21 protein-coding genes are annotated in these 26,126 nt (G+C 63.8%); 14 read left to right on the top strand and 7 right to left on the bottom strand.

All coding sequences use genetic code 11. The features are described from left to right. The first annotated feature begins 94 nt into the window (after positions 1 to 94). Positions 95 to 850, top strand: a complete 756-nt coding sequence (locus tag VM99_20090; GenBank protein AKK00265.1) for a GntR family transcriptional regulator — start codon at positions 95 to 97, stop codon at positions 848 to 850. Between the two features lie 554 nt (positions 851 to 1,404). On the opposite strand, the gene VM99_20085 is transcribed toward VM99_20090, so the two are convergent. Beyond that, complete coding sequence (locus VM99_20085) at positions 1,405 to 1,836, bottom strand: hypothetical protein (GenBank protein ID AKK00264.1); 432 nt, start codon at positions 1,834 to 1,836, stop codon at positions 1,405 to 1,407. Positions 1,837 to 2,162: 326 nt separating this feature from the next. Here VM99_20085 and VM99_20080 point away from each other — a divergent pair, with 326 nt between their 5' ends. From VM99_20080 to VM99_20060, 5 genes are all read left to right on the top strand, one after another. Continuing rightward, entirely contained in the window at positions 2,163 to 3,074 is a 912-nt protein-coding gene (locus tag VM99_20080; GenBank protein AKK00263.1) for a 5-dehydro-4-deoxyglucarate dehydratase, read from the top strand. A gap of 67 nt (positions 3,075 to 3,141) precedes the next feature. After that, positions 3,142 to 4,587, top strand: coding sequence for an aldehyde dehydrogenase (locus VM99_20075; GenBank protein AKK00262.1), 1,446 nt, complete (start codon positions 3,142 to 3,144; stop codon positions 4,585 to 4,587). 84 nt (positions 4,588 to 4,671) lie between these two features. Then, positions 4,672 to 6,036, top strand: a complete 1,365-nt coding sequence (locus VM99_20070; GenBank protein AKK00261.1) for a glucarate transporter — start codon at positions 4,672 to 4,674, stop codon at positions 6,034 to 6,036. 13 nt (positions 6,037 to 6,049) lie between these two features. Then, positions 6,050 to 7,603 carry a galactarate dehydrogenase gene (gene garD / locus VM99_20065; GenBank protein ID AKK00260.1) on the top strand — a complete coding sequence of 518 codons (1,554 nt, stop codon included), beginning with the start codon at positions 6,050 to 6,052 and terminating at the stop codon, positions 7,601 to 7,603. Positions 7,604 to 7,918: 315 nt separating this feature from the next. Further along, positions 7,919 to 8,860: a malate transporter gene (locus VM99_20060; protein ID AKK00259.1), complete on the top strand. Its 942-nt coding sequence runs from the start codon at positions 7,919 to 7,921 to the stop codon at positions 8,858 to 8,860. Between the two features lie 144 nt (positions 8,861 to 9,004). Here VM99_20060 and VM99_20055 read toward each other — a convergent pair whose 3' ends face one another. From VM99_20055 to VM99_20030, 6 genes are all read right to left on the bottom strand, one after another. Continuing rightward, positions 9,005 to 9,385, bottom strand: coding sequence for a 4-carboxymuconolactone decarboxylase (locus VM99_20055; GenBank protein ID AKK00258.1), 381 nt, complete (start codon positions 9,383 to 9,385; stop codon positions 9,005 to 9,007). After that, complete coding sequence (locus VM99_20050) at positions 9,382 to 10,443, bottom strand: conjugal transfer protein TraR (protein AKK00257.1); 1,062 nt, start codon at positions 10,441 to 10,443, stop codon at positions 9,382 to 9,384. Before VM99_20050 ends, VM99_20055 begins: the two co-directional genes overlap by 4 nt. A 49-nt stretch (positions 10,444 to 10,492) precedes the next feature. Beyond that, positions 10,493 to 10,870, bottom strand: coding sequence for a lipoprotein (locus VM99_20045; protein AKK00256.1), 378 nt, complete (start codon positions 10,868 to 10,870; stop codon positions 10,493 to 10,495). 184 nt (positions 10,871 to 11,054) lie between these two features. Beyond that, entirely contained in the window at positions 11,055 to 12,500 is a 1,446-nt protein-coding gene (gene gatB / locus VM99_20040; protein AKK00255.1) for a glutamyl-tRNA amidotransferase, read from the bottom strand. Between the two features lie 149 nt (positions 12,501 to 12,649). After that, positions 12,650 to 14,101 (bottom strand): glutamyl-tRNA amidotransferase, encoded by a 1,452-nt coding sequence (locus VM99_20035; protein ID AKK00254.1) that lies wholly within the window; start codon positions 14,099 to 14,101, stop codon positions 12,650 to 12,652. Between the two features lie 16 nt (positions 14,102 to 14,117). Then, a complete protein-coding gene (locus VM99_20030; protein AKK00253.1) occupies positions 14,118 to 14,405 on the bottom strand; it encodes a glutamyl-tRNA amidotransferase in 288 nt (95 codons plus the stop codon). Positions 14,406 to 14,642: 237 nt separating this feature from the next. Here VM99_20030 and VM99_20025 point away from each other — a divergent pair, with 237 nt between their 5' ends. The 8 genes from VM99_20025 (at position 14,643) to tldD (ending at position 25,986) form a co-directional block, all read left to right on the top strand. After that, a complete protein-coding gene (locus VM99_20025) occupies positions 14,643 to 15,680 on the top strand; it encodes a rod shape-determining protein MreB (GenBank protein ID AKK00252.1) in 1,038 nt (345 codons plus the stop codon). A 214-nt stretch (positions 15,681 to 15,894) separates the two neighbouring features. Next, a complete protein-coding gene (locus tag VM99_20020) occupies positions 15,895 to 16,965 on the top strand; it encodes a rod shape-determining protein MreC (GenBank protein ID AKK01805.1) in 1,071 nt (356 codons plus the stop codon). Continuing rightward, the gene (locus VM99_20015) at positions 16,962 to 17,447 is read left to right on the top strand and encodes a rod shape-determining protein MreD (protein AKK00251.1); all 486 of its coding nucleotides are present in this window, start codon (positions 16,962 to 16,964) and stop codon (positions 17,445 to 17,447) included. The genes VM99_20020 and VM99_20015 overlap by 4 nt, the downstream gene beginning before the upstream one ends. A 120-nt stretch (positions 17,448 to 17,567) precedes the next feature. Continuing rightward, a complete protein-coding gene (locus VM99_20010; protein ID AKK00250.1) occupies positions 17,568 to 18,167 on the top strand; it encodes a septum formation protein Maf in 600 nt (199 codons plus the stop codon). A gap of 45 nt (positions 18,168 to 18,212) precedes the next feature. Continuing rightward, a complete protein-coding gene (locus tag VM99_20005; protein AKK00249.1) occupies positions 18,213 to 19,670 on the top strand; it encodes a ribonuclease G in 1,458 nt (485 codons plus the stop codon). A gap of 60 nt (positions 19,671 to 19,730) precedes the next feature. Beyond that, positions 19,731 to 23,534: a hypothetical protein gene (locus tag VM99_20000; protein ID AKK00248.1), complete on the top strand. Its 3,804-nt coding sequence runs from the start codon at positions 19,731 to 19,733 to the stop codon at positions 23,532 to 23,534. Positions 23,535 to 23,674: 140 nt separating this feature from the next. Continuing rightward, positions 23,675 to 24,538 carry a carbon-nitrogen hydrolase gene (locus VM99_19995; GenBank protein ID AKK00247.1) on the top strand — a complete coding sequence of 288 codons (864 nt, stop codon included), beginning with the start codon at positions 23,675 to 23,677 and terminating at the stop codon, positions 24,536 to 24,538. A 5-nt stretch (positions 24,539 to 24,543) separates the two neighbouring features. After that, positions 24,544 to 25,986 carry a protease TldD gene (tldD, locus tag VM99_19990; GenBank protein AKK00246.1) on the top strand — a complete coding sequence of 481 codons (1,443 nt, stop codon included), beginning with the start codon at positions 24,544 to 24,546 and terminating at the stop codon, positions 25,984 to 25,986. Positions 25,987 to 26,126 lie beyond the last annotated feature (140 nt).

The raw sequence follows: 26,126 nt of genomic DNA, 5'->3' as shown, positions 1-26,126 counted from the left end.
GCCAGACTGTTCAATAGATTGGCCTCGTCGCACCAAAAGTGATCGTACAACCACGTTGCGCTATCATGATGCGCATTCAGCCGCTTGCCGAGACATGAGCCCCATGGAAAACCCGATCGACATACCCCGCCTTCCCCGCAAGCGCCGCAGCCTGGCGCAGGAGCTGGTGACGGTGCTGACCGAGCAGATTCGCGACGGTCTGCTCAAGCGTGGCGATAAATTGCCCACCGAGTCGGCGATCATGGAAGCCCATGGTGTCAGCCGCACCGTGGTGCGCGAGGCGATTTCCCGGTTGCAGGCCGCCGGCCAGGTGGAAACCCGCCATGGCATCGGCACCTTCGTGCTGGACACGCCGAGCCCGAGCGGCTTTCGTATCGACCCGGCCACGGTGGTCACTTTGCGTGACGTGCTGGCGGTCCTGGAATTGCGCATCAGCCTGGAGGTGGAATCCGCCGGCCTGGCCGCGCAACGCCGCAGCGCCGAGCAACTGGCGACCATGCGCGCCGCCCTCGACGCGTTGAAGGAAAGCGCGGCCCATGCCAGCGACGCGGTGGCCTCGGACTTCGCCTTCCACCTGGAAATCGCCCTGTCCACCGGCAACCGCTACTTCACCGACATCATGACCCACCTGGGCACCAGCATCATCCCGCGCACCCGGCTGAACTCGGCGCGCCTGGCCCACGACGACCAGCAGCACTACATGGACCGCCTGAGCCGCGAGCACGAGGAAATCTATGAAGCCATCGCCCGCCAGGACTCCGACGCCGCCCGCGCCGCCATGCGCCTGCACCTGACCAACAGCCGTGAGCGCCTGCGCCAAGCCCATGAAGAGGCGCAAGCCCAGGGCTAGAAGGGCAGGGCTCCCCCCGGGGCCGAAAGTATCCCCAGACAACCCAAATTCCCGTGGCGAGGGAGCTTGCTCCCGCTTGGGGGCGCAGCACCCACCGAGCGGGTCTGCTGCGCAGCCCAGCGGGAGCAAGCTCCCTCGCCACAAGGGGCGGTGGTGAATTTGGATGTTGGTTTTATGCCTTGAGCTGCACATTCAGTGACGTGAACGTCTGACGGCATCCCCATCCCCCAGACAACCCAAATACCCGTGGCGAGGGAGCTTGCTCCCGCTTGGGGGCGCAGCACTCACCGAGAGGGTCTGCTGCGCAGCCCAGCGGGAGCGAGCTCCCTCTCCACAGGGGGCGGTGGTGATTTGGATGTTGGTTTTATGCCTTGAATCGCACGTTCAGTGACGTGAACGTCTGACGGCATCCCATCCCCAGACAACCCAAATTCCCGTGGCGAGGGAGCTTGCTCCCGCTTGGGGGCGCAGCACCCACCGAGCGGGTCTGTTGCGCAGCCCAGCGGGAGCGAGCTCCCTCGCCACAGGGGGCGGTGGTGATTTGGATGTTGGTTTTATGCCTTGAATCGCACGTTCAGTGGCTTGGACGTATCGGCCCCGCCACTCTCGTAGGTAAACGTGTAGCGCAGTTCAACCAATCGGCCGCTGAATGCCTTCAGTGTGTCGCCGGGCACTGTCAGGGTTACGCCCTTGCGCAGTTCCGCCACCTCGAAGTCATCCGGGTGCGTCTCGGGTGTCTTGTTGACCATCATGGGTTCGAGATTGCCCGTCCATTCCGGCGGCTTGGAGGCCGCACCCAGGGTCAGGTGTACGGACGAGTAGGGTGAGATATCCGAGTCCGGGATCTGCACGGTCAGTGCCTTGCCCGCCTTCGACAGGCTCACCGTCGCCTCCCCGCTGGCCGAGGCGGCTGGAAAATCCTTGAGCGTGGGTTTCTCGAATGTCGTCGTCATGGTGTCGCTCCCGGTGAGGTCGGCCGTGACCATCGCGCACGGGCGGCTCACGGCAATAAGGCCATGTGAAACCTACAGGAAGGAGCCAGGACTGCGGGTTGCGAATGGCCGTTCGGCAGGGTCCTTCGAGATGTCAGGGCGTTCGTGGGTATGGCACGGCCACCTGCCGGTTATGCCTGCTTCCCAAAAGGCCGCCTACTGGCAGAGTCGACAGTGCTGACGAACGGTCCATCAGGCTTTTTTACCCTTCGATGACGAAATGCAGTTGACGCAGGTTATTTAAGTTGTACGATGACCTACAACTTCTGGCCGAAGCTTAACTCTCTCATACATACATTGCGTCCCAGGGTGTTCGAATAATGAATCCACAAGAACTGAAGTCCATCCTCTCGTCTGGCCTGCTGTCTTTCCCGGTCACCGATTTCACTGCCCAAGGCGATTTCAATCGCGACAGCTACATCAAGCGCCTCGAGTGGCTGGCCCCGTACGGCGCCTCTGCCTTGTTCGCAGCCGGTGGCACCGGTGAATTCTTCTCCCTGGCCGCCAGCGAGTATTCGCAAGTCATCAAGACCGCCGTCGATACCTGCGCGACCAGCGTGCCAATCCTGGCCGGTGTCGGCGGTGCCACCCGCCAGGCCATCGAATACGCTCAAGAAGCCGAGCGTCTGGGCGCCAAGGGCCTGTTGCTGCTGCCGCACTACCTGACCGAAGCCAGCCAGGACGGCGTTGCCGCCCACGTTGAAGCCGTGTGCAAATCGGTGAAGATCGGCGTGGTGGTCTACAACCGCAACGTCTGCCGCTTGAACGCCAACCAGCTGGAACAACTGGCCGAGCGTTGCCCGAACCTGATCGGCTACAAGGACGGCCTGGGCGACATCGAACTGATGGTGTCGATCCGTCGTCGCCTCGGCGATCGCTTCAGCTACCTGGGCGGCCTGCCGACCGCAGAAGTCTACGCCGCGGCCTACAAGGCCCTGGGCGTGCCGGTCTACTCCTCGGCGGTGTTCAACTTCATCCCGAAAACCGCGATGGACTTCTACCACGCCATTGCCCGCGACGATCACGACACCGTTGGCAAGATCATCGATGACTTCTTCCTGCCATACCTGGACATCCGCAACCGCAAGGCCGGTTATGCCGTGAGCATCGTCAAGGCCGGCGCGAAGATCGTTGGCTATGACGCCGGTCCTGTGCGCACGCCGCTGACCGACCTGCTGCCGGAAGAATACGAAGCCCTGGCCGCGCTGATCGACAAGCAAGGCAAGCAGTAACAGACCCGACAAAGCCGCTGAGCAATCAGCGGCTTTTTGCGTAAGGCTTTTTGTGAGGAGAGCATCCGTGACTGATGCAAAGCGTTTCGATAACTACATCAACGGTCAGTGGGTAGCCGGTGCCGACTATTGCACCAACATCAACCCGTCCGATTTGTCCGATGTCATCGGTGAATACGCCAAGGCTGACGCAGCGCAAGTCAACGCCGCCATCGAAGCGGCCCGCGCCGCCTTTCCGACCTGGTCGACCTCGGGCATTCAGGCGCGTCACGATGCGCTGGACAAAGTCGGCAGCGAGATCCTCGCCCGCCGCGAAGAGCTCGGCCAACTGCTGGCTCGCGAAGAGGGCAAGACCCTGCCCGAAGCCATCGGCGAAGTGACCCGCGCCGGCAACATTTTCAAATTCTTCGCCGGTGAATGCCTGCGCCTGTCCGGCGACTACGTGCCGTCGGTGCGCCCGGGCGTCAACGTCGAAGTGACCCGCGAAGCCCTGGGTGTGGTCGGCCTGATCACCCCGTGGAACTTCCCGATCGCCATCCCGGCTTGGAAAATCGCCCCGGCCCTGGCCTACGGCAACTGCGTGGTGATCAAGCCCGCCGAACTGGTACCGGGTTGCGCCTGGGCTCTGGCGGAAATCATTTCCCGCGCCGGTTTCCCGGCCGGCGTGTTCAACCTGGTGATGGGCAGCGGCCGCGTCGTCGGTGAAGTGCTGGTCAACAGCCCTAAAGTCGACGGCATCAGCTTCACCGGCTCCGTGGGCGTGGGGCGGCAGATCGCCGTCAACTGCGTGTCGCGCCAGGCCAAGGTGCAGTTGGAAATGGGCGGCAAGAACCCGCAGATCATCCTCGACGACGCCGACCTCAAGCAGGCCGTCGAGCTGGCGGTGCAGAGCGCGTTCTACTCCACCGGCCAGCGTTGCACGGCTTCCAGCCGCCTGATCGTCACCGCCGGTATCCACGACAAGTTCGTCGCGGCGATGGCCGAGCGCATGCAGTCGATCAAGGTCGGCCATGCGTTGAAGGCCGGCACCGACATCGGCCCGGTGGTTTCCCAAGCTCAACTCGACCAGGACTTGAAGTACATCGACATCGGCCAGAGCGAAGGTGCGCGGCTGGTCAGCGGTGGCGGCCTGGTGACGTGCGACACCGAAGGCTACTTCCTGGCGCCGACCTTGTTCAGCGACAGCGAAGCGTCGATGCGCATCAGCCGCGAAGAGATCTTCGGCCCGGTGGCCAACGTCGTGCGCGTGGCGGACTACGAGGCGGCGCTGGCGATGGCCAACGACACCGAGTTCGGCCTGTCGGCCGGTATCGCCACCACATCGCTGAAGTATGCCAACCACTTCAAGCGCCATTCCCAGGCGGGCATGGTGATGGTCAACCTGCCGACCGCCGGCGTGGATTATCACGTGCCGTTCGGCGGGCGTAAGGGTTCGTCCTATGGTTCGCGTGAGCAAGGTCGCTACGCGCAAGAGTTCTACACAGTGGTGAAGACCTCTTACATCGGATCGTAACTGCAACACCGGCCGGGCTGGTGATCCAGCCTGGCCGTACAATCTGCTGACCCGCATAAAAATAAATAGTGGGAGTACTTTTACATGCAAGCGACCAAGCCGACACACGTCCGCTATTTGATCCTGCTCATGCTGTTTGTGGTGACAACGATCAACTACGCCGACCGTGCCACCATCGCCATCGCAGGCTCCAGCCTGCAAAAAGACCTCGGCATCGATGCCGTCACCCTCGGTTACATCTTCTCCGCTTTCGGCTGGGCCTACGTGGCCGGGCAGATTCCTGGCGGCTGGCTGCTCGACCGGTTCGGGTCGAAAAAAATCTACGCCCTGAGTATTTTCACCTGGTCGTTGTTCACCGTGCTGCAAGGCTATGTGGGTGAATTCGGCATGTCCACGGCCGTGGTTGCCCTGTTCATGCTGCGCTTTCTGGTGGGTCTGGCCGAAGCGCCGTCCTTCCCGGGCAACGCCCGTATCGTCGCCGCGTGGTTCCCCACCGCAGAACGCGGCACCGCCTCGGCGATCTTCAACTCGGCGCAGTACTTCGCCACCGTGTTGTTCGCTCCGCTGATGGGTTGGATCGTCTACCGCTTCGGCTGGCAGCACGTGTTCATCGTGATGGGCATCATCGGCATCGTGTTCTCGCTGATCTGGCTGAAGGTGATCTACAGCCCGCGCCAGCACCCGATGATCAACGAAGCCGAGTTCAATCACATCGCCGCCAACGGCGCGATGGTCGACATGGACCAGGACAAGGGCAAGAAAGCCAAGGGTGACGGTCCGAAGTGGGACTACATCCGCCAACTGCTCACCAACCGCATGATGCTCGGCGTGTACCTGGGCCAATACTGCATCAACGGCATCACCTACTTCTTCCTGACCTGGTTCCCGGTGTACCTGGTGCAGGAACGTGGCATGACCATCCTCAAGGCCGGTTTCATCGCGTCCTTGCCGGCAATCTGTGGTTTCATCGGCGGCGTGCTGGGCGGGGTGATCTCCGACTACCTGCTGCGCAAGGGCCACTCGCTGACCTTCGCCCGCAAGGCGCCGATCATCGCCGGCCTGCTGGTGTCCAGCAGCATCGTGGCCTGCAACTACGTCGAGATCGAATGGATGGTGGTGGGCTTCATGGCCCTGGCATTCTTCGGTAAAGGCGTGGGCGCACTGGGCTGGGCCGTGGTGTCCGACACCTCGCCGAAACAGATCGCCGGCCTCAGTGGTGGCTTGTTCAACACCTTCGGCAACCTGGCTTCGATCACCACGCCAATCGTCATCGGCTACATCATCAGTGCCACCGGTTCGTTCAAGTGGGCGCTGGTATTCGTCGGTTGCAATGCCCTGGTGGCGGTGTTCAGCTACCTGGTCATCGTCGGGCCGATCAAGCGCGTCGTACTCAAGGAACCTACGGCCAAGGATGCCGACGTCTCCAGTCTGTCCGAAGCTAAATCCTGAAGGAGCGGCGTCAATGCAATTGATTGAACATGCCGATTCGCCACGTTACATCCGCCTGCATGAGCGGGACAACGTCGTGATCGTCGTCAATGACCAGGGCGTACCGGCCGGGACCGAATTCCCGGACGGCCTGGTCACCGTGGACTTCGTGCCGCAGAGCCACAAGGTCACCCTGCAGGACATCCCTGAGGGTGGCGAGGTGATTCGCTACGGCCAGGTCATCGGCTACGCGCTGCAACCGATCCCCCGTGGCAGCTGGGTCAAGGAAGACCAGCTGCGCATGCCCACCGCGCCGCCGCTGGACAGCCTGCCGCTGTCCACCGACGTGCCGGCGGCCGATGCACCGCTCGAGGGCTATACCTTCGAAGGCTATCGCAACGCCGACGGTACCGTGGGCACGCGCAACATCCTGGGCATCACCACCACGGTGCAGTGCGTGACCGGGGTGCTGGACCACGCGGTCAAGCGCATCAAGGACGAGTTGCTGCCCAAGTACCCGAACGTCGACGACGTGGTGGCGCTGACCCACAGCTACGGCTGCGGCGTGGCAATCACCGCCACCGACGCGTACATCCCGATCCGCACCGTGCGTAACCTGGCGCGCAACCCGAACCTGGGGGGCGAGGCGTTGGTCATCAGCCTGGGCTGCGAGAAATTGCAGGCCGGGCAGGTGATGCACGACAACGACAGCTCGGTGGACCTCAGCGAGCCGTGGTTGTATCGCTTGCAGGACTCCAGCCACGGCTTCACGGAAATGATCGAGCAGATCATGGACCTGGCCGAAACCCGCCTGAAGAAGCTCGACCAGCGCCGTCGCGAAACCGTGCCGGCGTCGGAGTTGATCTTGGGCATGCAGTGCGGTGGCAGCGATGCGTTTTCCGGCATCACCGCCAACCCGGCCCTGGGCTATGCCTCGGATCTGTTGCTGCGCGCCGGGGCGACGGTGATGTTTTCCGAAGTCACCGAAGTGCGCGATGCGATCTACCTGCTGACCTCTCGGGCGCAAACCCGGGAAGTCGCCCAGGAACTGGTGCGGGAAATGGACTGGTACGACCGTTACCTGGCCAAGGGCGAGGCGGACCGCAGCGCCAACACCACGCCGGGCAACAAGAAGGGCGGGTTGTCGAACATTGTCGAAAAATCCCTGGGCTCGATCGTCAAGTCCGGCAGCAGCGCGATCAACGGCGTGCTCGGCCCGGGCGAGCGGTTCAAGCAAAAAGGCCTGATCTTCTGCGCCACACCGGCCAGTGACTTTGTCTGCGGCACGCTGCAACTGGCGGCGGGGATGAACCTGCACGTGTTCACCACCGGCCGTGGCACCCCGTACGGCCTGGCCATGGCGCCGGTGGTGAAGGTCTCGACCCGCACCGAGCTGGCCCAGCGCTGGCCGGACCTGATCGACATCGACGCCGGGCGCATCGCCACCGGTCGTGCCTCGATCGAGGAGCTGGGTTGGGAGCTGTTCCACTACTACCTGGACGTGGCCAGCGGCAAGAAAAAGACCTGGGCAGAACAGCACAAACTGTTCAACGACATCACCCTGTTCAACCCTGCGCCGATTACCTGAGCCGGCGTTCATCATGTAGGGGCGGGATTGCCCGCGAAGACGGCAGTACATGCGACATGGGTGTCGACTGAACTAACGCTTTCGCGAGCAAGCTCGCTCCCACAGGGTTTTGGTGGCGGACACAAACGCTGTGACCATCCACGATCAAGTGTGGGAGCGAGCTTGCTCGCGAAGGCGGTGGTTAAGCTTGCATCGATGTTGGATGTGCCGGCGTCTTCGCGAGCAAGCCCGCTCCCACAGGAATCTCCAGACGCCGGTGCCGCGAGTGGCTTATCATTAGCCACCTAACGACACCCCCCTCGAAAGGTCCCCGGCATGCTGGCAATTTTCCTCGAAACCCTGAACATCACCGCGCCGGTGTTTGCCATGCTGTTTCTGGGGGTGGTGCTCAAGCGCATCGACTGGATCAACGACAACTTCATCCACATCGCCTCGTCCCTGGTGTTCAACGTCACCATGCCGGCGCTGTTGTTCCTTGGCATCCTCCATGCCGACCTGCACGCCGCGTTGCAACCTGATCTGCTGATCTACTTTTCCGTCGCCACCCTGGTGAGTTTCGCCATGGCCTGGGGTTGGGCGATCTGGCGGTGCCCGCGGGAAGACCGCGGCATCTACACCCAGGGCGCGTTTCGCGGCAACAACGGGGTGATCGGCCTGGCGCTGGCGGCGAGCATGTATGGCGACTACGGGATTTCCCTGGGGGCGATTCTCGCGGCGCTGGTGATCCTGTTCTACAACACCCTGTCGACCATCGTGCTGGCGGTCTACAGCCCGGTGATCAAGTCGGACCCGTGGAGCATCTGCAAAAGCGTGTTCAGCAACCCGCTGATCATCAGCGTGATCGTCGCCGCGCCGTTCGCCTATTGGCAGATCGGTCTGCCGAACTGGCTCGAGACATCAGGCAAATACCTGGCGCAGATGACCTTGCCCCTGGCGCTGATCTGCATCGGTGGCACGCTGTCGCTGGCAGCACTGCGCAAGAGCGGCAAGATGGCCATGAGTTCGAGCCTGGTGAAGATGGTCGGCCTGCCGCTGCTGACCACCCTGGGCGCCTGGGTCTGGGGCTTTCGCGGCGCGGAGCTGGGGATCCTGTTTCTGTACTTCGGCAGCCCCACTGCCGCCGCGAGCTTCGTCATGGCCCGTGCGGCCGATGGCAACCATGAACTGGCGGCGGCGATCATCGTCATCACCACCTTGATGGCGGCGATCACCACCAACATCGGGATTTTTGTGTTGCAGTGGGGTGGGTGGATCTAGGCTTGGGCTTCTGGTGTTCTCTGGAGCCTCTTCGCGGGCAAGCCCGCTCCCACAGTGATCGGGCTTCTTCAGAAGGAATGCGGTCGAATGTGGGAGCGGGCTTGCCCGCGAAGAGGCCGGTCCATTCACGGAAAATCCCGCGCTTTACTCCGGCTTCTGATACGCCTCGATCACTTCCTGCGCCGCCCGAAACGCATCGATCGCCGCCGGCACGCCGGCGTACACCGCGCAATGCAGCAGTGCCTCGCGGATCTCTTCCACCGTGCAGCCATTGTTCAGCGCGCCGCGCACGTGGCCTTTCAATTCCTGTGGGCACTTGAGGGCGGTGAGGGCGGCGAGGGTGATCAGGCTGCGGGTTTTCAGCGGCAGGCCTTCGCGACGCCAGACGCTGCCCCAGGCGTGTTCGTTGACGAAGTCCTGCAACGGCTGGGTGAAGTCGGTGGCGTTGCCCAGGGCGCGGTCGACGAACGCGTCGCCCATGACCTGGCGACGCATGTCGAGGCCGGTCTTCGGAATGTCGGTCATGGCAAATCCCTCTTGTGGTGTTGGCGGCGCCAGGCGCGCACGAAAGTGAACAGCAAGAACGCGAGCAAGGTGGGCAGCACATAGAACAGCATCAGCCGTTCCAGTCGGCCGGCCAGGGGCATGCCGGTGGTGAATGACACCACGTGCAGCCCATAGACCAGGTACAGGCCCAGCAGCAGCAGGCCTTCGGCGCGGGTGACCCGGTACCCGGAATAGAACACCGGCAGGCACAGCACCGCCACACCGAGCATCACCGGCAGGTCGAAGTCCAGGGCGTTCGGCGAAACCGAAAGCGGCGTGGGCGCGACGAGGGCGGTCACCCCCAGCACCCCCAGCAGGTTGAACAGGTTGCTGCCGATCACGTTGCCCACCGCAATGTCGCGCTGGCCGCGCAGGGCCGCGATCAGCGAGGTGGCGAGTTCCGGCAGCGAGGTGCCGACGGCGACGATGGTCAGGCCGATGATGCGTTCAGACAAGCCCAGGTCCGTCGCCACCGTCACTGCCGCGCCCAGCAGCAGGTGCCCGGCGTAGATCAGCATCGCCAAGCCGAGCACGATCATCGTCAGGCTCCTGGGCCAGGACACCTGCGCCGCGTCGACGCTCGCCGCGTGGGGGCGCATGGAGTGCCGTGACTGGCGCAGCAGTAGGCCGAGGTACACCGCCAGGGCCGCCAGCAACAATGTCCCGTCCAGGCGGGTCAGTTCTTCGTTCAAGGCCAGCACGAACACCAGCAGGCTGGCGCCGATCATCAACGGGATGTCCAGGCGCACCAGTTGGCGCGAGACGCGCAACGGCATGATCAGCGCCGACAGCCCCAGGGTGACGAGGATGTTGAAGATGCTGCTGCCGATCACGCTGCCCACGGCGATGTCGGCGTTTTGCGCCAAGGTCGCTTGCAGGCTCACGGCCATCTGTGGCGCGCTGCTGCCCAGGGCAACAACGGTCAGGCCGATGATCAGCGGGCGCACCTGCAAGCGTGCCGCCACGCCGACGGCGGCGCGCACCAGCAACTCGGCGCCGACAATCAGCAACAGCAGGCCGCCGAACAGTTCGATCAGGCTGAGCAGCGATAAAGCGGCGAGTAGGGAAATGGCCGGGCTCCGTCTATCAGTCGTCGAGGGCTTGCACGCGTACCCGCGCGGTGCCGGTGCGTAACATGCCCAGTTGCTCGGCTGCTTCGCGAGACACGTCGATCAAGCGTCCCCGAGTATACGGGCCACGGTCGTTGATGCGGACCACGACGCTGTCATTGTTGCCCAGGTTGGTGATTTTCACCCGTGTGCCGAATGGCAACTGGCGATGGGCGGCGGTCAGGCCGTGCTGGTCGAAACGCTCGCCGCTGGCGGTGCGTTTGCCGTGGTGCCTGGCACCGTAATAAGAAGCGACGCCAGTCTGGTCGTAGCCGTGTGGATCAACTGTCCCGCTCTGGCTGGCGCAACCGGCCAGCAGGGACAGCAGGGCGCAGGCGCCGAGGAGACGCTTCATCGAAAGGTTTTCCACATCAGTGTGGTTGTAAATTTATTGTGGCGAGGGAGCTTGCTCCCGCTGGGCTGCGCAGCAGCCCCCCGACTCTGGCAACAGAAAGCCGGGGGGCGCTGCGCGCCCCAGCGGGAGCAAGCTCCCTCGCCACAGGGGAATGAGCCAGACTTGCGGACTGGCTCCATGGCGGTCAACCCTCGAGCTTGCTTTTGAGCAATTCGTTGACCTGTTGCGGGTTGGCCTTGCCCTTGGAGGCTTTCATGGCCTGGCCGACGAAGAAGCCGAACATCTTGCCGCGCTTGGCTTCGTCTGCCGCGCGGTACTGTTCGACCTGCTCGGCATTGGCCGCGAGCATTTCATCGAGCACGGCGCTGATCGCCCCGGTGTCGGTGACCTGCTTCAAGCCGCGCTTGTCGATGATCTCGTCGGCGCTGCCCTCACCATTGGCCATGGCCTCGAACACCATCTTGGCGATCTTGCCGGAAATGGTGTTGTCCTTGATCCGCAACAGCATGCCGCCCAGTTGCTCGGCCGACACCGGCGACTCGTCGATCTCCAGGCCCTGCTTGTTCAGCAGGCTGCCCAGCTCGACCATCACCCAGTTGGCCGCCAGTTTGGCGTCGCCGCCGATACTCACGACTTTCTCGAAGTAGTCGGCCTGTTCGCGGCTGGTGGCCAGGACGTTGGCGTCGTAGCTCGACAGCCCGAACTGCGCCTGGAAACGCTCGCGTTTTTGCGGTGGCAGTTCCGGCAGGGTGGCGCGCACGTCATTGAGGAAGGTGTCCTCGATGACCACCGGCAGCAGGTCCGGGTCGGGGAAGTAACGGTAGTCGTTGGCTTCTTCCTTGCTGCGCATCGGACGGGTTTCGTCCTTGTTCGGGTCGTACAGGCGGGTCTGCTGGATGACCTTGCCGCCGTCCTCGATCAGTTCGATCTGGCGCTGGATCTCGCTGTTGATCGCCTTCTCGATGAAGCGGAACGAGTTGACGTTCTTGATCTCGCAGCGGGTGCCGAACTCGGCCTGGCCCTTGGGACGGATCGACACGTTGCAGTCGCAGCGCAGCGAACCTTCGGCCATGTTGCCGTCGCAGATGCCCAGGTAACGTACCAGCGCGTGGATCGCCTTGACGTAGGCCACGGCTTCCTTGGCGCTGCGCATGTCCGGTTCGGAGACGATTTCCAGAAGCGGCGTGCCGGCGCGGTTCAGGTCGATGCCGGTGGCGCCGTTGAATTCTTCGTGCAGGCTCTTGCCGGCGTCTTCTTCCAGGTGCGCCCGGGTGATGCCGACGCGCTTGACCGTGCCGTCTTCCAGGGCGATGTCCAGGTGGCCCTTGCCCACGATCGGCAGTTCCATCTGGCTGATCTGGTAGCCCTTGGGCAGGTCCGGATAGAAGTAGTTCTTGCGGGCGAACACGTTGTGCTGGCCGATCTCGGCGTCAATCGCCAGGCCGAACATTACCGCCATGCGCACCGCTTCGGCGTTGAGCACCGGCAGCACGCCGGGCATGCCCAGGTCCACCAGGCTGGCCTGGGTGTTGGGCTCGGAACCGAAAGTGGTAGCGCTGCCGGAAAAGATTTTCGACCGGGTGGTGAGCTGGGTATGAATCTCCAGCCCGATCACGACTTCCCATTGCATGTGTTTCTCCTCAGAAGTCTTATCAGGGGATTTTGAAACGTCGCGAGCGAAGGTAAGGCAAGGCGAAAACTGGTGAGAAAGCGGAGTTGACAGTAGTCAATGAGCATTTCGAACCAGTTTTCAACGCAGCATTACCGAGCGCAGCAGTTTCAAAACCCCTGAGGGGTGCGGGTGTGCCAGTCAGTGTGTAACTGATACTGGTGGGCAACGTTCAACAGGCGGCCTTCCTGGAAATACGGCGCGAGCAACTGCACGCCCACCGGCAGGCCATCGACGAAGCCGGCCGGCATGGACAGGCCCGGCAAACCGGCGAGGTTGGCGGTGATGGTGTAGACGTCTTCCAGATAGGCGGCCACCGGGTCGCTGTCTTTGGCGCCGAGTTTCCAGGCCGGGTTCGGCGTGGTTGGGCCGAGGATGACGTCGACCTCGTTGAAGGCGGCCATGAAGTCGTTCTTCACCAGCCGACGGATCTTCTGCGCCTTGAGGTAGTAGGCATCGTAGTAGCCGGCAGACAGGGCGTAGGCCCCGACCATGATCCGGCGCTGCACCTCGACACCGAAGCCTTCGCCACGGGAGCGCTTGTACAGGTCCATCAGGTTTTCCGGGTTCTCGCAGCGATGGCCGAAGCGTACGCCGTCGAAACGCGACAGGTTCGACGAGGCTTCCGCTGGCGCGATCACGTAGTAGGCGGGAATCGCATGCTGCATGTTCGGCAGGCTGATCTGCTTGACGACCGCGCCGAGTTTTTCCAGCGTCTTGACGCTGTCGTGTATCAGCTCGGCAATGCGTGGGTCGAGGCCGGCGCTGAAGTACTCCTTCGGCACGCCGATGCGCAGGCCTTGCAGGGAGCCGTTGAGGTTGGCGCTGTAGTCCGGCACCGGTTCATCGATGCTGGTGGAGTCGTTCGGGTCGAAGCCGGCCATGCCTTGCAGCAGGATCGCGCAGTCTTCGGCGGTGCGGGCCAGCGGGCCGCCCTGGTCGAGGCTCGACGCGTAGGCAATCATGCCCCAGCGCGACACCCGGCCATAGGTCGGCTTCAGGCCGGTGAGGTTGGTGAAGGCCGCGGGCTGGCGAATCGAACCACCGGTGTCGGTGGCCGTGGCGGCCGGCAGCAGGCGCGCGGCCACGGCGGCAGCGGAGCCGCCGGACGAACCGCCCGGCACGTGTGCCAGGTTCCACGGGTTTTTCACCGCGCCGTAGTAGCTCGACTCGTTGGCCGAGCCCATGGCGAACTCGTCCATGTTGGTCTTGCCCAGAGTCACGGCGCCGGCGGCGGCCAGCTTGGCGACCACGGTGGCATCGTACGGGGCCTTGAAGTTGTCGAGCATCTTCGAGCCGCAACTGGTGCGGATGCCTTGGGTGCAGAACAGGTCCTTGTGGGCGATCGGTGCGCCCAGCAGCGCGCCGCTCTCGCCTTTGGCGCGCCGGGCGTCGGCGGCGGCGGCCTGGTTCAGGGCCAGTTCTTCGGTGAGGCTGATGAAACTGTTGAGCTGCGGGTCGAGTTGGGCGATGCGCGCCAGCAGGACTTTGGTCAGCTCTTCGGAGGAAAACTGCTTGTCGGCGAGTCCGCGGGCGATCTCGGCCAGGGTCATGTGATGCATGAGAGGCTCTTTCCCTTTAGTCGATGACTTTCGGAACCAGGTACAGGCCGTTTTCGACCGCTGGTGCGATGGACTGGTAGGCCTCGCGATGATCGGATTCGGTCACGACGTCGGCGCGCAGGCGCTGGCTGGCTTCCAGTGGGTGGGCCAGCGGCTCGATACCGTCGGTATTGACCGCCTGCATCTCGTCGACCAACCCCAGAATGCTGTTCAGGGCAGAAGTGATGTGTGGAAGATCGGCTTCATTGAGGCCCAGGCAGGCCAGATGAGCGATTTTTTCCACGTCGGAGCGTTCAAGCGCCATGGGATTCTCCAGTGGAAAACAGAACGGACGCAGTCGGTCCGTGTGTTAGATTGTCGGAACACTACCGCATTTCTACGGTCCAGTGCCCTGTATCACAACAGGGCATTGGCCGCGATTGTAGGGTTTGGTGCACAGAAAAGCGGCCAATTTAACATATTGGCGCCTTGCCCAAAATCCCTGTCGTTGTTAGAGTTTGCCGCACTTTTTTACCCACGCGTTGCCTAGGGTCCCTTTCCCATGTTCAAGAAACTGCGTGGCATGTTTTCCAGCGATCTTTCCATTGACCTGGGCACTGCCAACACCCTTATTTACGTGCGCGAGCGCGGTATCGTCCTGAATGAACCCTCGGTCGTGGCCATCCGTACCCACGGCAACCAGAAAAGTGTCGTGGCTGTCGGTACGGAAGCCAAGCGCATGCTGGGCCGTACACCGGGCAACATCGCTGCCATTCGCCCGATGAAGGACGGCGTGATCGCCGACTTCAGCGTCTGCGAAAAGATGCTGCAGTATTTCATCAACAAAGTTCACGAAAACAGTTTCCTGCAGCCCAGCCCTCGCGTGCTGATCTGCGTGCCGTGCAAGTCCACCCAGGTGGAGCGTCGGGCCATCCGTGAATCGGCCCTGGGTGCCGGTGCCCGCGAAGTGTTCCTGATCGAAGAGCCAATGGCCGCTGCCATCGGTGCCGGCCTGCCGGTGGAAGAAGCCCGTGGTTCGATGGTCGTCGACATCGGTGGCGGTACCACCGAGATCGCGCTGATCTCCCTCAATGGCGTGGTCTACGCCGAGTCCGTGCGTGTGGGCGGCGACCGTTTCGACGAAGCGATCATCACCTACGTACGTCGCAACTACGGCAGCCTGATCGGCGAATCCACCGCTGAGCGCATCAAGCAGGAAATCGGTACGGCCTACCCGGGCGGCGAAGTGCGTGAAGTCGACGTTCGCGGCCGTAACCTGGCCGAAGGCGTGCCACGTGCCTTCACCTTGAATTCCAACGAAGTCCTGGAAGCGCTGCAAGAGTCCCTGGCGACGATCGTCCAAGCGGTGAAAAGCGCCCTGGAGCAGTCGCCGCCGGAGTTGGCATCGGACATCGCCGAGCGCGGCCTGGTGCTGACCGGTGGTGGCGCGCTGTTGCGTGACCTCGACAAACTGCTGGCCCAGGAAACCGGCTTGCCGGTAATCGTTGCCGAAGACCCGCTGACCTGCGTGGCTCGCGGCGGTGGCCGTGCTTTGGAAATGATGGACAAGCACACCATGGACCTACTCTCCAGCGAATAAGCCTGGCGGTGGTGCATGTTGTTCGCGCCCGGGCAGCACTTTGCAGTGCTGCCCGTTGGCGTTTATCTTCTGCCATTCGTATCCAGGCCGGTCTGATGCCGTATGAATAAAGAAAACATTTGCCTGGGAGGAGCGGCCTATTAAACCGCTTTTCGCCAAAGGCCCCTCATTGGGCGTACGCCTGCTGGTGCTGGCCGTGCTGTCGGTCGCGCTGATGGTGGTCGATGCCCGCTTCACGCTGCTCAAGCCTGTGCGCAGCCAGATGTCGCTGGTGTTGATGGAGTCCTACTGGATCACCGACCTGCCACAGCGCTTGTGGCAGGGTGTGGCCAGCCAGTTTGGCAGCCGCACCGAACTGGTCGCCGAAAACGAAAAACTCAAGACCGAGAACCTGCTGTTGCAGGGGCGCATGCAGAAGCTTGCGGCCCTCACCGAGCAGAACGTGCGGCTGCGCGAGTTGCTCAACTCCTCTGCGCTGGTGAACGAGAAGGTCGAAGTGGCCGAGCTGATCGGCATGGACCCCAACCCCTTTACCCACCGTATCCTCATCAACAAGGGCGAACGCGACGGTGTGTTCCTCGGCCAGCCGGTGCTCGACGCCCGCGGCCTGATGGGCCAGGTGGTGGAACTGATGCCTTATACGGCCCGGGTGCTGTTGCTCACTGACACCACCCACAGCATTCCGGTGCAGGTCAATCGCAACGGTCTGCGCGCGATTGCCAGCGGCACCGGCAACCCGGAACGCCTGGAACTGCGGCACGTGGCCGATACCGCCGACATCAAGGAAGGCGACCTGCTGGTCAGCTCCGGTCTCGGCCAGCGTTTCCCCGCCGGTTATCCGGTGGCGACCGTCAAGGAAGTCATCCACGATTCCGGCCAGCCGTTCGCCATCGTCCGCGCGGTGCCGACTGCCGCGCTGAACCGCAGCCGCTACCTGCTGCTGGTGTTCAGCGACAATCGCACCCCGGAAGAGCGCGCCAACGATGCCGCGGTGGCCCAGGAAGCCCAGGACCGGCAGGGCGGGGACTCGGCCACGCCAGGCACCCAGGCGCCGGCGGCTGTCCCGGCCACCGTGCCCAAGCCAGCGACCGCCCCGACCACCCCGGCGGCCCCTGCGGCGGCCACGACGCCGGCGACCCCAGCGGCCCCGGCCACGGCGCCTGCCGCTAACGGCAGCCGTTCGACCAGCCATGCGCCTGCGACGCAGCACGCCCGGCCCGCGCCCAAGCCTGCCACCTCCACGCCGGCCACTGCGCCCGCCACCAGGGGAGCACGAGAAGAATGAGCAGTAAATCCGGTAACGGCTGGATGGTCTGGCTGACCTTTGCCATCGGCCTGTTGCTCAGCGTTTCGCCACTGCCGCAGTTCATGGAAATCCTGCGACCGCTGTGGCTGGCCCTGCTACTGGCCTTCTGGGCGCTGGCCTTGCCGCACAAGGTCGGCATGGTCACTGCTTGGTGCCTGGGCCTGGCCGAAGATGTGCTTTACGGCACCCTGCTGGGGCAGAACGCGTTGATCCTGACCTTGATCACCTTTCTGGTCCTGTCCCTGCAACAGCGCCTGCGGATGTTTCCCATGTGGCAGCAGTGCCTGGTGATCCTGGTGATCTTCGGCCTGGCGCAGTTGGTCCAGCTATGGCTCAGCGCCTTGACCGGCAATCGTCAGCCGACCCTGGCGCTGGTGTTGCCAGCCCTGGTCAGCGCGCTGCTCTGGCCGTGGGTCAGCTTCGGTTTGCGTGGCCTGCGCCTGCGTTTCAAGATCAACTGATTCGGTCAGATATCTACACTTTTTCTGATGAGTTACATCCCTGTCGCGAGGGAGCAAGCGCCCTCGCCACAAAAAGCTGTTTGTGTTCGGATGGCCGTGCTTTGAGAGGGAGATGTCTTGATGAAACCGCTTTACCTCGCCTCAGGCTCGCCACGTCGGCGTGAATTGCTCACACAGATCGGCGTGCCCTTTACCGCCATCAGCGCGGACATCGATGAAACGCCCCTGGATCACGAAACCCCGGCCGCCTATGTCGAGCGCCTGGCGCGCGGCAAGGCCGAAGCCGGACGGCGCAGCGGCGCGGACGGCTGCGTGTTGGGCGCCGACACGGCGGTGGTGCTGGACGGACAGATTCTCGGCAAGCCGCGGGATCAAGCCGATGCCCAGGCGATGCTCATGAGCCTGTCCGGACGCGATCATGAAGTGCTGACCGCCATTGCCGTGCTCGACGACCAGCGATGCGAGTCCCGGGTGGTCCGCAGTCGGGTGCGGTTTCGTCCCATCACAGAACCGGAAGCGGCGGCCTACTGGGCCAGCGGTGAGCCCCGGGACAAGGCCGGCGGCTACGGCATCCAGGGCTTGGGGGCGGTGTTCGTCGCCGGGCTGGAGGGCAGCTATTCTGCGGTGGTTGGCTTGCCGCTGTGCGAAACCGCGCAACTGCTGGGTGATTTCGGCATACCCTGTTGGCAAACCCTGGAGCGCCCCTTGGGCGTCGTCTGACTTGATGCGGCCATAATCGTGAACATGCCTGAACGAGACCCTGCCATGAGTGAAGAGATCCTGATCAACATCACGCCGATGGAATCGCGCGTGGCGGTGGTTGAAAACGGTGTGTTGCAAGAGGTTCACGTCGAACGCACGCAAAAGCGTGGCATTGTCGGCAATATCTACAAAGGCAAGGTAGTGCGGGTGTTGCCGGGCATGCAGGCGGCATTCGTCGACATCGGCCTGGACCGCGCGGCGTTCATCCACGCATCGGAAATCTCCATGCGCGAGGGGCCGGCCGTGGAGACCATCAGCGCACTGGTCCACGAAGGCCAGAGCCTGGTGGTGCAGGTCACCAAGGACCCCATCGGTTCCAAGGGCGCACGCCTGACCACGCAGTTGTCGATTCCGTCGCGCTACCTGGTGTACATGCCACGCACGGCCCACGTCGGCATTTCCCTGAAGATCGAAGACGAAGCCGAGCGCGAACGTCTCAAGCAGGTGGTCAGCGACTGCGTGGAAAAGGAAGGCATCAAGGAGGCCGGTGGCTTCATCCTGCGCACCGCCGCCGAGGGGGCCGGTGCCGATGAGATCCTCATGGACATCCGCTACCTGCGCAGGCTCTGGGACCAGATCGCCGCGCAGATCAAGACCATCGCCACCCCCAGCGTGATCTACGAGGATTTGGGCCTGGCGCTGCGTACCCTGCGCGACCTGGTCAGCCCGAAGATCGAGAAAATCCGCATCGACTCCCGGGAAACCTTCCAGAAAACCACGCAGTTCGTCGCCGAGCTGATGCCGGAAATTGCCGACCGCCTCGAACATTACCCCGGCGAGCGGCCAATCTTCGACCTGTACGGCGTCGAGGATGAAATCCAGAAGGCCCTGGAGCGCAAGGTCCCGCTCAAGTCCGGCGGTTACCTGGTGGTGGACCCGGCCGAGGCCATGAGCACCATCGACGTCAACACTGGGGCGTTCGTCGGCCATCGCAATCTCGAAGAGACCATCTTCAAGACCAACCTGGAGGCCGCCACCGCCATCGCCCGACAACTGCGCCTGCGCAACCTGGGCGGGATCATCATCATCGACTTCATCGACATGGAAGATGAAGAGCATCAGCGCCAGGTGCTGCGGACCCTGGAAAAACAGCTTGAGCGCGATCACGCCAAGACCAACATCATCGGCATCACCGAGTTGGGCCTGGTGCAGATGACTCGCAAGCGCACCCGTGAAAGCCTTGAGCAGGTGCTGTGCGAGCCGTGCAGCAGTTGCCAGGGCCGGGGCAAGCTGAAGACCCCGGAAACCGTGTGTTACGAAATCTTCCGGGAAATCCTCCGGGAGGCGCGCGCCTACCAGGCCACCGGCTATAGAGTGTTGGCGAACCAGAAAGTGGTGGACCGCCTGCTCGATGAAGAATCGGGCAATGTCGCCGAGTTGGAGGCTTTTATCGGACGCACGATACGTTTTCAGGTCGAAACCATGTATTCCCAGGAACAATACGACGTGGTGCTGCTCTGAAGGGCTCGGGAAGCGGAGAGTCCGCCGTTTTGATCATTTTTTGCCGGGGAGGCCACTGACATGGAGCGTCTGATACGCTTTTTGGCTGCGCTGACCCGCTGGGGGCTGGGCCTGTGTGCATTGCTGCTGGTGCTGGTGGCGTTGTACGTCAGCCTGGGGCGCGAGCTGGTGCCGCTGGTGGCCGAGTACCGTGCCGAGGTCGAGGACCGGGCCGGCCAGGCCCTGGGCCTGCCCGTGCACATCGGCAGCCTCGACGGTAGCTGGAGCGCACTGGCGCCGATCCTGGCCGCGCGCGATGTGGTGGTCGGCGAGGGGCCCAATGCCCTGCACCTGGATCAAGTGCGTGCGGTGCCAGACCTGTGGGCGAGCCTGATGGCGCGCCAGGTGCGTCTTGCTCACCTGGAGCTCAGCGGCCTGAAGATCAGCCTCAAGGAAGGCGCCGACGGCAAGTGGGCCCTGGAAGGCCTGCCGGTGCAGGACGACCAGCCTCTCGACCCGCAGCAATTGCTGGAGCGCATGCAGGTGGTGGCCAAGCTGTCGCTGCTCGACAGCCAGGTCACCCTGCAACCCCTCGAACAATCCCCCCTGACCTTGACCTACGTCGGCCTGAGCCTGCGCACGGGCGCGACGCGCCAGCGGCTCGACGCACGCCTGACCCTGCCCGACGGCCAACCCGTGGCAATCAACCTGCGCACCCGGATCCGCGCCAGCGATTGGAAGAATGGCGCGGCCGACGCCTACCTGAGCCTGCCGCAGAGTGACTGGTCCAAGTGGTTGCCCAAGCGCCTGACCGGGCAATGGAATGTCGCCCGGCTCCAGGCCGGCGGCGAATTCTGGCTCAGTTGGGGCGCCGGCACCGTGCAGAGCGCGGCCATGCGCCTGAACGCGCCGCAACTGCAGGGCGGCTATGCCGAGCGCAAGCCGGTGCAGATCCACAACCTGGCCCTCAACGGGTATTTCCAGCGCGGCGACCAAGGATTCACCGCGACGTTCGATTCCCTGGCGATGAACCTGGGCGAGACCCGTTGGGAGTCGCGCCTGCAATTGCAGCAGAGCAACGCCACCGGACAGGCTGAAGAGCGCTGGCATGTGCAGGCCGATCGCCTCGACCTGACCCCGCTGACCCCGTTGCTCAATGCCCTGGCGCCATTGCCCGAAGGCGTCGCCACGGTCATCGACCGGCTCAAGGTGACCGGCAGCCTGCGTAACGTGCTGCTGGACTACCGGCCGCAGAACACCGGCGACCAGAAGATCAGCTTTGCCACCAACCTCGACACCGTCGGCTTTGATGCCTACCACGGTGCTCCGGCCGCGCGAAACGTCTCGGGCAGCCTCAGCGGCGACCTGGGCGGCGGCGAGCTGCGCATGGACAGCAAGGATTTTTCCCTGCACCTGGACCCGATCTTCGCCAAGCCCTGGCAATACCTGCAAGCCAATGCCCGGTTGACCTGGAAGCTGGACAAGCAAGGCTTCACCCTGATCGCGCCGTACCTGAAGGTACTGGGCGAGGAGGGCCGGATTGCCGGCGATTTCCTGATCCGCCTGCACTTCGACCACAGCCAGGAAGACTACATGGACCTGCGGGTCGGCCTGGTGGACGGTGACGGCCGCTACACCGGCAAGTACTTGCCTGCCGTCCTCAGCCCGGCACTGGATGAATGGCTGCGTACCGCCATCGTCAAGGGCGCGGTGGACCAGGGGTTCTTCCAGTACCAAGGCTCGCTGAACCACGGTGCCGAGGACGCGGCGCGCAGCATCAGCCTGTTCTTCAAGGTGCATGATGCCGAGCTGGCATTCCAGCCGGGCTGGCCGTCGGTCAGCAAGGTCAGCGGTGATGTCTTCGTCGAGGACAGCGGCGTACGCGTCTATGCCAGCCAGGGGCAATTGCTCGACACCCAGGTCAAGGATGTCTCGGTGAACATTCCCCACGTTCCCAGTGGGCAGAGCTCCCACCTGTTGCTGGACGGCGGGTTCACTGGCGGGTTGGGGGACGGACTGAAGATTCTCCAGACGGCGCCAATCGGCACGGCCGAGACGTTCGCCGGGTGGGAAGGCGAGGGCGATCTGCAAGGCAGCGTGAAACTCGACATCCCGCTGGTCAAGGGCGAACAGCCGAAGATCCTGGTGGACTTCGCCACCGACAAGGCCCGGCTCAAGCTCAGCGAGCCGGCGCTGGAGCTGACCCAGCTCAAGGGTGATTTCCGCTTCGACAGCAACAAGGGCCTGAGTGGCAAGGGCATCAGTGCCCGGGCGTTCGACCGGCCCGTGACGGCACAGATCTTTGCCGAGGGCCGTGCCGGCGAACTCAATACCCGGGTCACGGCGTCTGGCCAGGTGGAGGTCAAGAAGCTTGCCAGTTGGCTGGATGTCACCCAACCGTTGCCGGTATCCGGCGTGGTGCCTTACCAGTTGCAGGTGGTCCTCGACGGCGCCGACAGCCAGTTGTCGGTCAATTCCAACCTCAAGGGCGTGGCGGTGGACCTGCCGGCACCTTTCGGCATGGCGGCCGATGTCGGGCGCGATACGTCGTTTCGCATGACCCTGCAAGGGCCGGAGCGGCGTTATTGGGCAACCTATGGCGACCTGGCCCGTTTCGCTTACGCCGCGCCAAGCGGGAAACTGGCCGACGGTCGCGGTGAATTGCTGCTGGGCACGGGCGACGCGGTGTTGCCGGGCGCCAAGGGCCTGCGCCTGCGCGGGACGCTGTCGGAGCTGGATGTCAGTCCCTGGCAGGAGCTGGTGACCCGATACGCTGGACAAGACCCGGGCGGCAGCGCCAAGCAACTGCTCAACAGCGTCGACCTGAACGTCGGCAAGCTGACGGCGATGGGCACCACCCTGGACCAGGCCTCGGTGCAACTCGACCGCAAGCCGGACGCCTGGGGCTTGCGCCTCGCCAGCCAACAGGCCAAGGGCAATGTCACGCTCCCGGATGCCAAGGGGGCGCCGATTGGCATCGCGATGGATTATGTTCGCTTGCCGCCGGTGGACCCGACGGTCCAGGCGGATGAGAACGCCCCGGATCCGCTGGCCTCGGTCGATCCGACCAAGGTCCCGGCCATGGATATCGCCATCGACCAGCTGTTCCAGGGCCCTGACCTCATCGGCGCCTGGTCGCTGAAAGTGCGCCCGACCGCCAAGGGCATTTCCCTGAACAACCTGGACATGGGCCTGCGGGGCATGGTCTTGAATGGCAGCGGCGGCTGGGAAGGCGTGCCCGGTGCCACCAACAGTTGGTACAAGGGGCGCATCAGCGGCAAGAACCTGGCCGACGTGCTCAAGGGTTGGGGCTTTGCGCCGAGCGTGACCAGTCAGGAGTTCCACCTGGATGTGGATGGCCGCTGGCCCGGTTCGCCGGCGTGGGTCGCCACCAAGCGCTTTTCCGGTAGCCTCGATGCGTCACTGAGCAAAGGGCAGTTCGTCGAAGTCGAAGGCAGTGCCCAGGCGTTGCGGGTTTTTGGCCTGTTGAACTTCAACTCCATCGGTCGACGCCTGCGCCTGGACTTCTCCGACCTGTTCGGCAAGGGCCTGAGCTACGATCGGGTCAAGGGCCTGCTGGTGGCGAGCGACGGCGTCTACGTGACCCGCGAGCCGATTACCCTGACAGGACCGTCAAGCAACCTGGAGCTCAACGGCACGTTGGACATGGTGGCTGACCGGGTCGATGCCAAGCTGCTGGTGACCCTGCCGGTGACCAACAACCTGCCGATCGCCGCGCTGATCGTGGGCGCACCGGCGGTGGGTGGGGCGCTGTTCCTGATCGACAAGTTGATCGGTGACCGCGTGGCCCGTTTCGCCAGCGTAAGATACGACGTCAAGGGGCCGTGGAAAGAGCCGAAGATCACGTTCGACAAGCCGTTCTGACAGACGATGCGATAACCCCTGTGGGAGCGGGCTCGCTCGCGAAAGCGCCGGCACAATCAACATTGATGTGACAGGCACACCGCTTTCGCGAGCAAGCCCGCTCCCACAGGGGGAAGGATGCAGACAATGAGGAAAGCACCATGCCAATCGCCGTGATTCAAATGGTCAGCCAGAGCGACGTGCTCGCCAATCTGGCGCGGGCCCATGTGCTGTTGGAGCAGGCAGCTGCCAGTGGCGCAAGGCTGGCGGTGCTGCCCGAGAATTTCGCGGCCATGGGGCGGCGGGACGTGGCCGACATCGGCCGTGCCGAGGCCATTGGTCAGGGGCCGATCCTGCCCTGGTTGAAACAGGTCGCCCGCGACCTCAGGTTATGGATTGTCGCAGGCACGTTGCCGTTGCCGCCGGCGGGCCGGCCCGAGGCCAAGGCCCACGCCTGTTCGTTGCTGGTCGACGATCAGGGTGAGATCGTGGCGCGCTATGACAAGCTGCACCTGTTCGATGTGGACGTGGCGGACAATCGCGGTCGCTACCGTGAGTCTGACGACTATGCTTATGGCGGCCAGGTGGTGGTCGCCGATACCCCGGTGGGCCGGGTGGGATTGACGGTCTGCTACGACTTGCGCTTCCCGGAGCTTTACAGCGAGCTGCGGGCGGCCGGGGCCGAGCTGATCACGGCGCCCTCGGCGTTTACCGCGGTGACGGGCGAGGCCCATTGGGAGGTGCTGATTCGCGCCCGGGCCATCGAGACCCAGTGCTATGTGCTGGCGGCCGCCCAGGGCGGTGTGCACCCGGGGCCTCGGGAAACCTTTGGCCATGCCGCGATTGTCGACCCGTGGGGGCGTGTGCTGGCGCAACAGGATCAAGGCGAGGCCGTGCTGGTGGCCGAGCGCGACAGCAGCGAACAGGCGTCCATCCGGGCGCGCATGCCGGTGGCCAGCCATCGGCGCTTTTTCTCGCAGGGCGCTCGACAGCGGCCTGTCCAAGACGACGAATTCAAGGCGTAGAACATATGAGCGGGTTGTTGTCCTCAGTCAGTGAACACCTTCTAGCCCCCGGTGGCGTGACCCTCGAAAGCCTGCAAGGCGTGCTGGGCGATCTGGCCGGCCCGGGCATCGATGCGGCCGACCTGTATTTCCAGGGCCAGATTTCCGAGTCCTGGTCGCTGGAAGACGGCATCGTCAAGGAAGGCAGCTTCAACCTTGACCAGGGCGTGGGCGTGCGTGCCCAGTCCGGGGAAAAGACCGGTTTTGCCTACAGCAATGCCATCACCCTCGAGGCCTTGGGCGCCGCGGCCCGTGCCGCCCGCTCGATTTCCCGGGCCGGACAGAACGGCACGGTCCAGGCCTTCAGCAGCCAGGACGTGGCGCAGCTGTACGCACCGGACAACCCGCTGGAAGTCATGACGCGCGCCGAAAAGGTCGAGTTGCTCAAGCGCATCGACGTTGCCACCCGCGCCCTCGATCCACGCATCCAACAGGTGTCGGTGAGCATGGCCGGGGTTTGGGAGCGGATCCTGGTGGCCTCCACCGACGGCGGCCTGGCGGCGGACGTGCGGCCGCTGGTGCGTTTCAACGTCAGCGTGATCGTCGAGCAAAACGGCCGCCGCGAGCGGGGCGGCCATGGCGGTGGCGGGCGCACCGACTATCGTTACTTCCTCAACGAGGACCGCGCCATGGGCTATGCCCGCGAGGCGCTGCGCCAGGCACTGGTCAACCTGGAGGCCATTGCGGCCCCGGCGGGAACCCTGCCGGTGGTGCTGGGCTCCGGTTGGTCCGGCGTGCTGCTGCACGAAGCGGTGGGCCACGGCCTGGAAGGCGACTTCAACCGCAAAGGCAGTTCGGCCTACAGCGGTCGCATGGGCGAAAAGGTCGCCTCGACACTCTGCACCATTGTCGATGACGGCACCCTTGCCGGACGTCGCGGGTCCCTGAGCGTCGACGACGAAGGCACCCCGACCGAGTGCACCACGCTGATCGAAAACGGCGTGCTCAAGGGGTACATGCAAGACAAGCTCAATGCCCGCCTGATGGGCGTCGCCCGTACCGGCAACGGTCGCCGCGAGTCCTACGCGCACCTGCCGATGCCGCGCATGACCAACACCTACATGCTGGGCGGCCAGAGCGATCCGGCGGAAATCATCGCTTCGGTGAAAAAAGGCATCTACTGCGCCAACCTCGGCGGCGGCCAGGTGGACATCACCAGCGGCAAGTTCGTGTTCTCCACCAGCGAGGCGTACCTGATCGAAGACGGCAAGATCACCGCGCCGGTCAAGGGCGCGACCCTGATCGGCAACGGGCCGGAGGCGATGAGCAAGGTGTCGATGGTCGGTAACGACCTGTCGCTGGACAGCGGCGTGGGGACGTGCGGCAAGGATGGGCAATCGGTGCCGGTGGGCGTTGGCCAGCCGACCCTGAAGATCGATGCGATCACCGTGGGTGGCACCGGTGCGTGAAATGCGCCAAGGCTCGTGTAACTCATTGTGGCGAGGGAGCTTGTTCCCGTTGGGCTACGCAGTAGCCCCAATGCGGTCGCTACGCCCGAGGCGTCGTACCGACCGAGCGGGAGCAAGCTCCCTCGCCACAACAAAGGCAA

This window comes from Pseudomonas chlororaphis (assembly GCA_001023535.1).
GTDB classification, from domain to species: Bacteria; Pseudomonadota; Gammaproteobacteria; order Pseudomonadales; family Pseudomonadaceae; genus Aquipseudomonas; species Aquipseudomonas chlororaphis_E.
The sequence above is the reverse complement of the archived record's forward strand: the minus strand, read 5'-3'. Positions and strand labels throughout refer to the sequence as shown.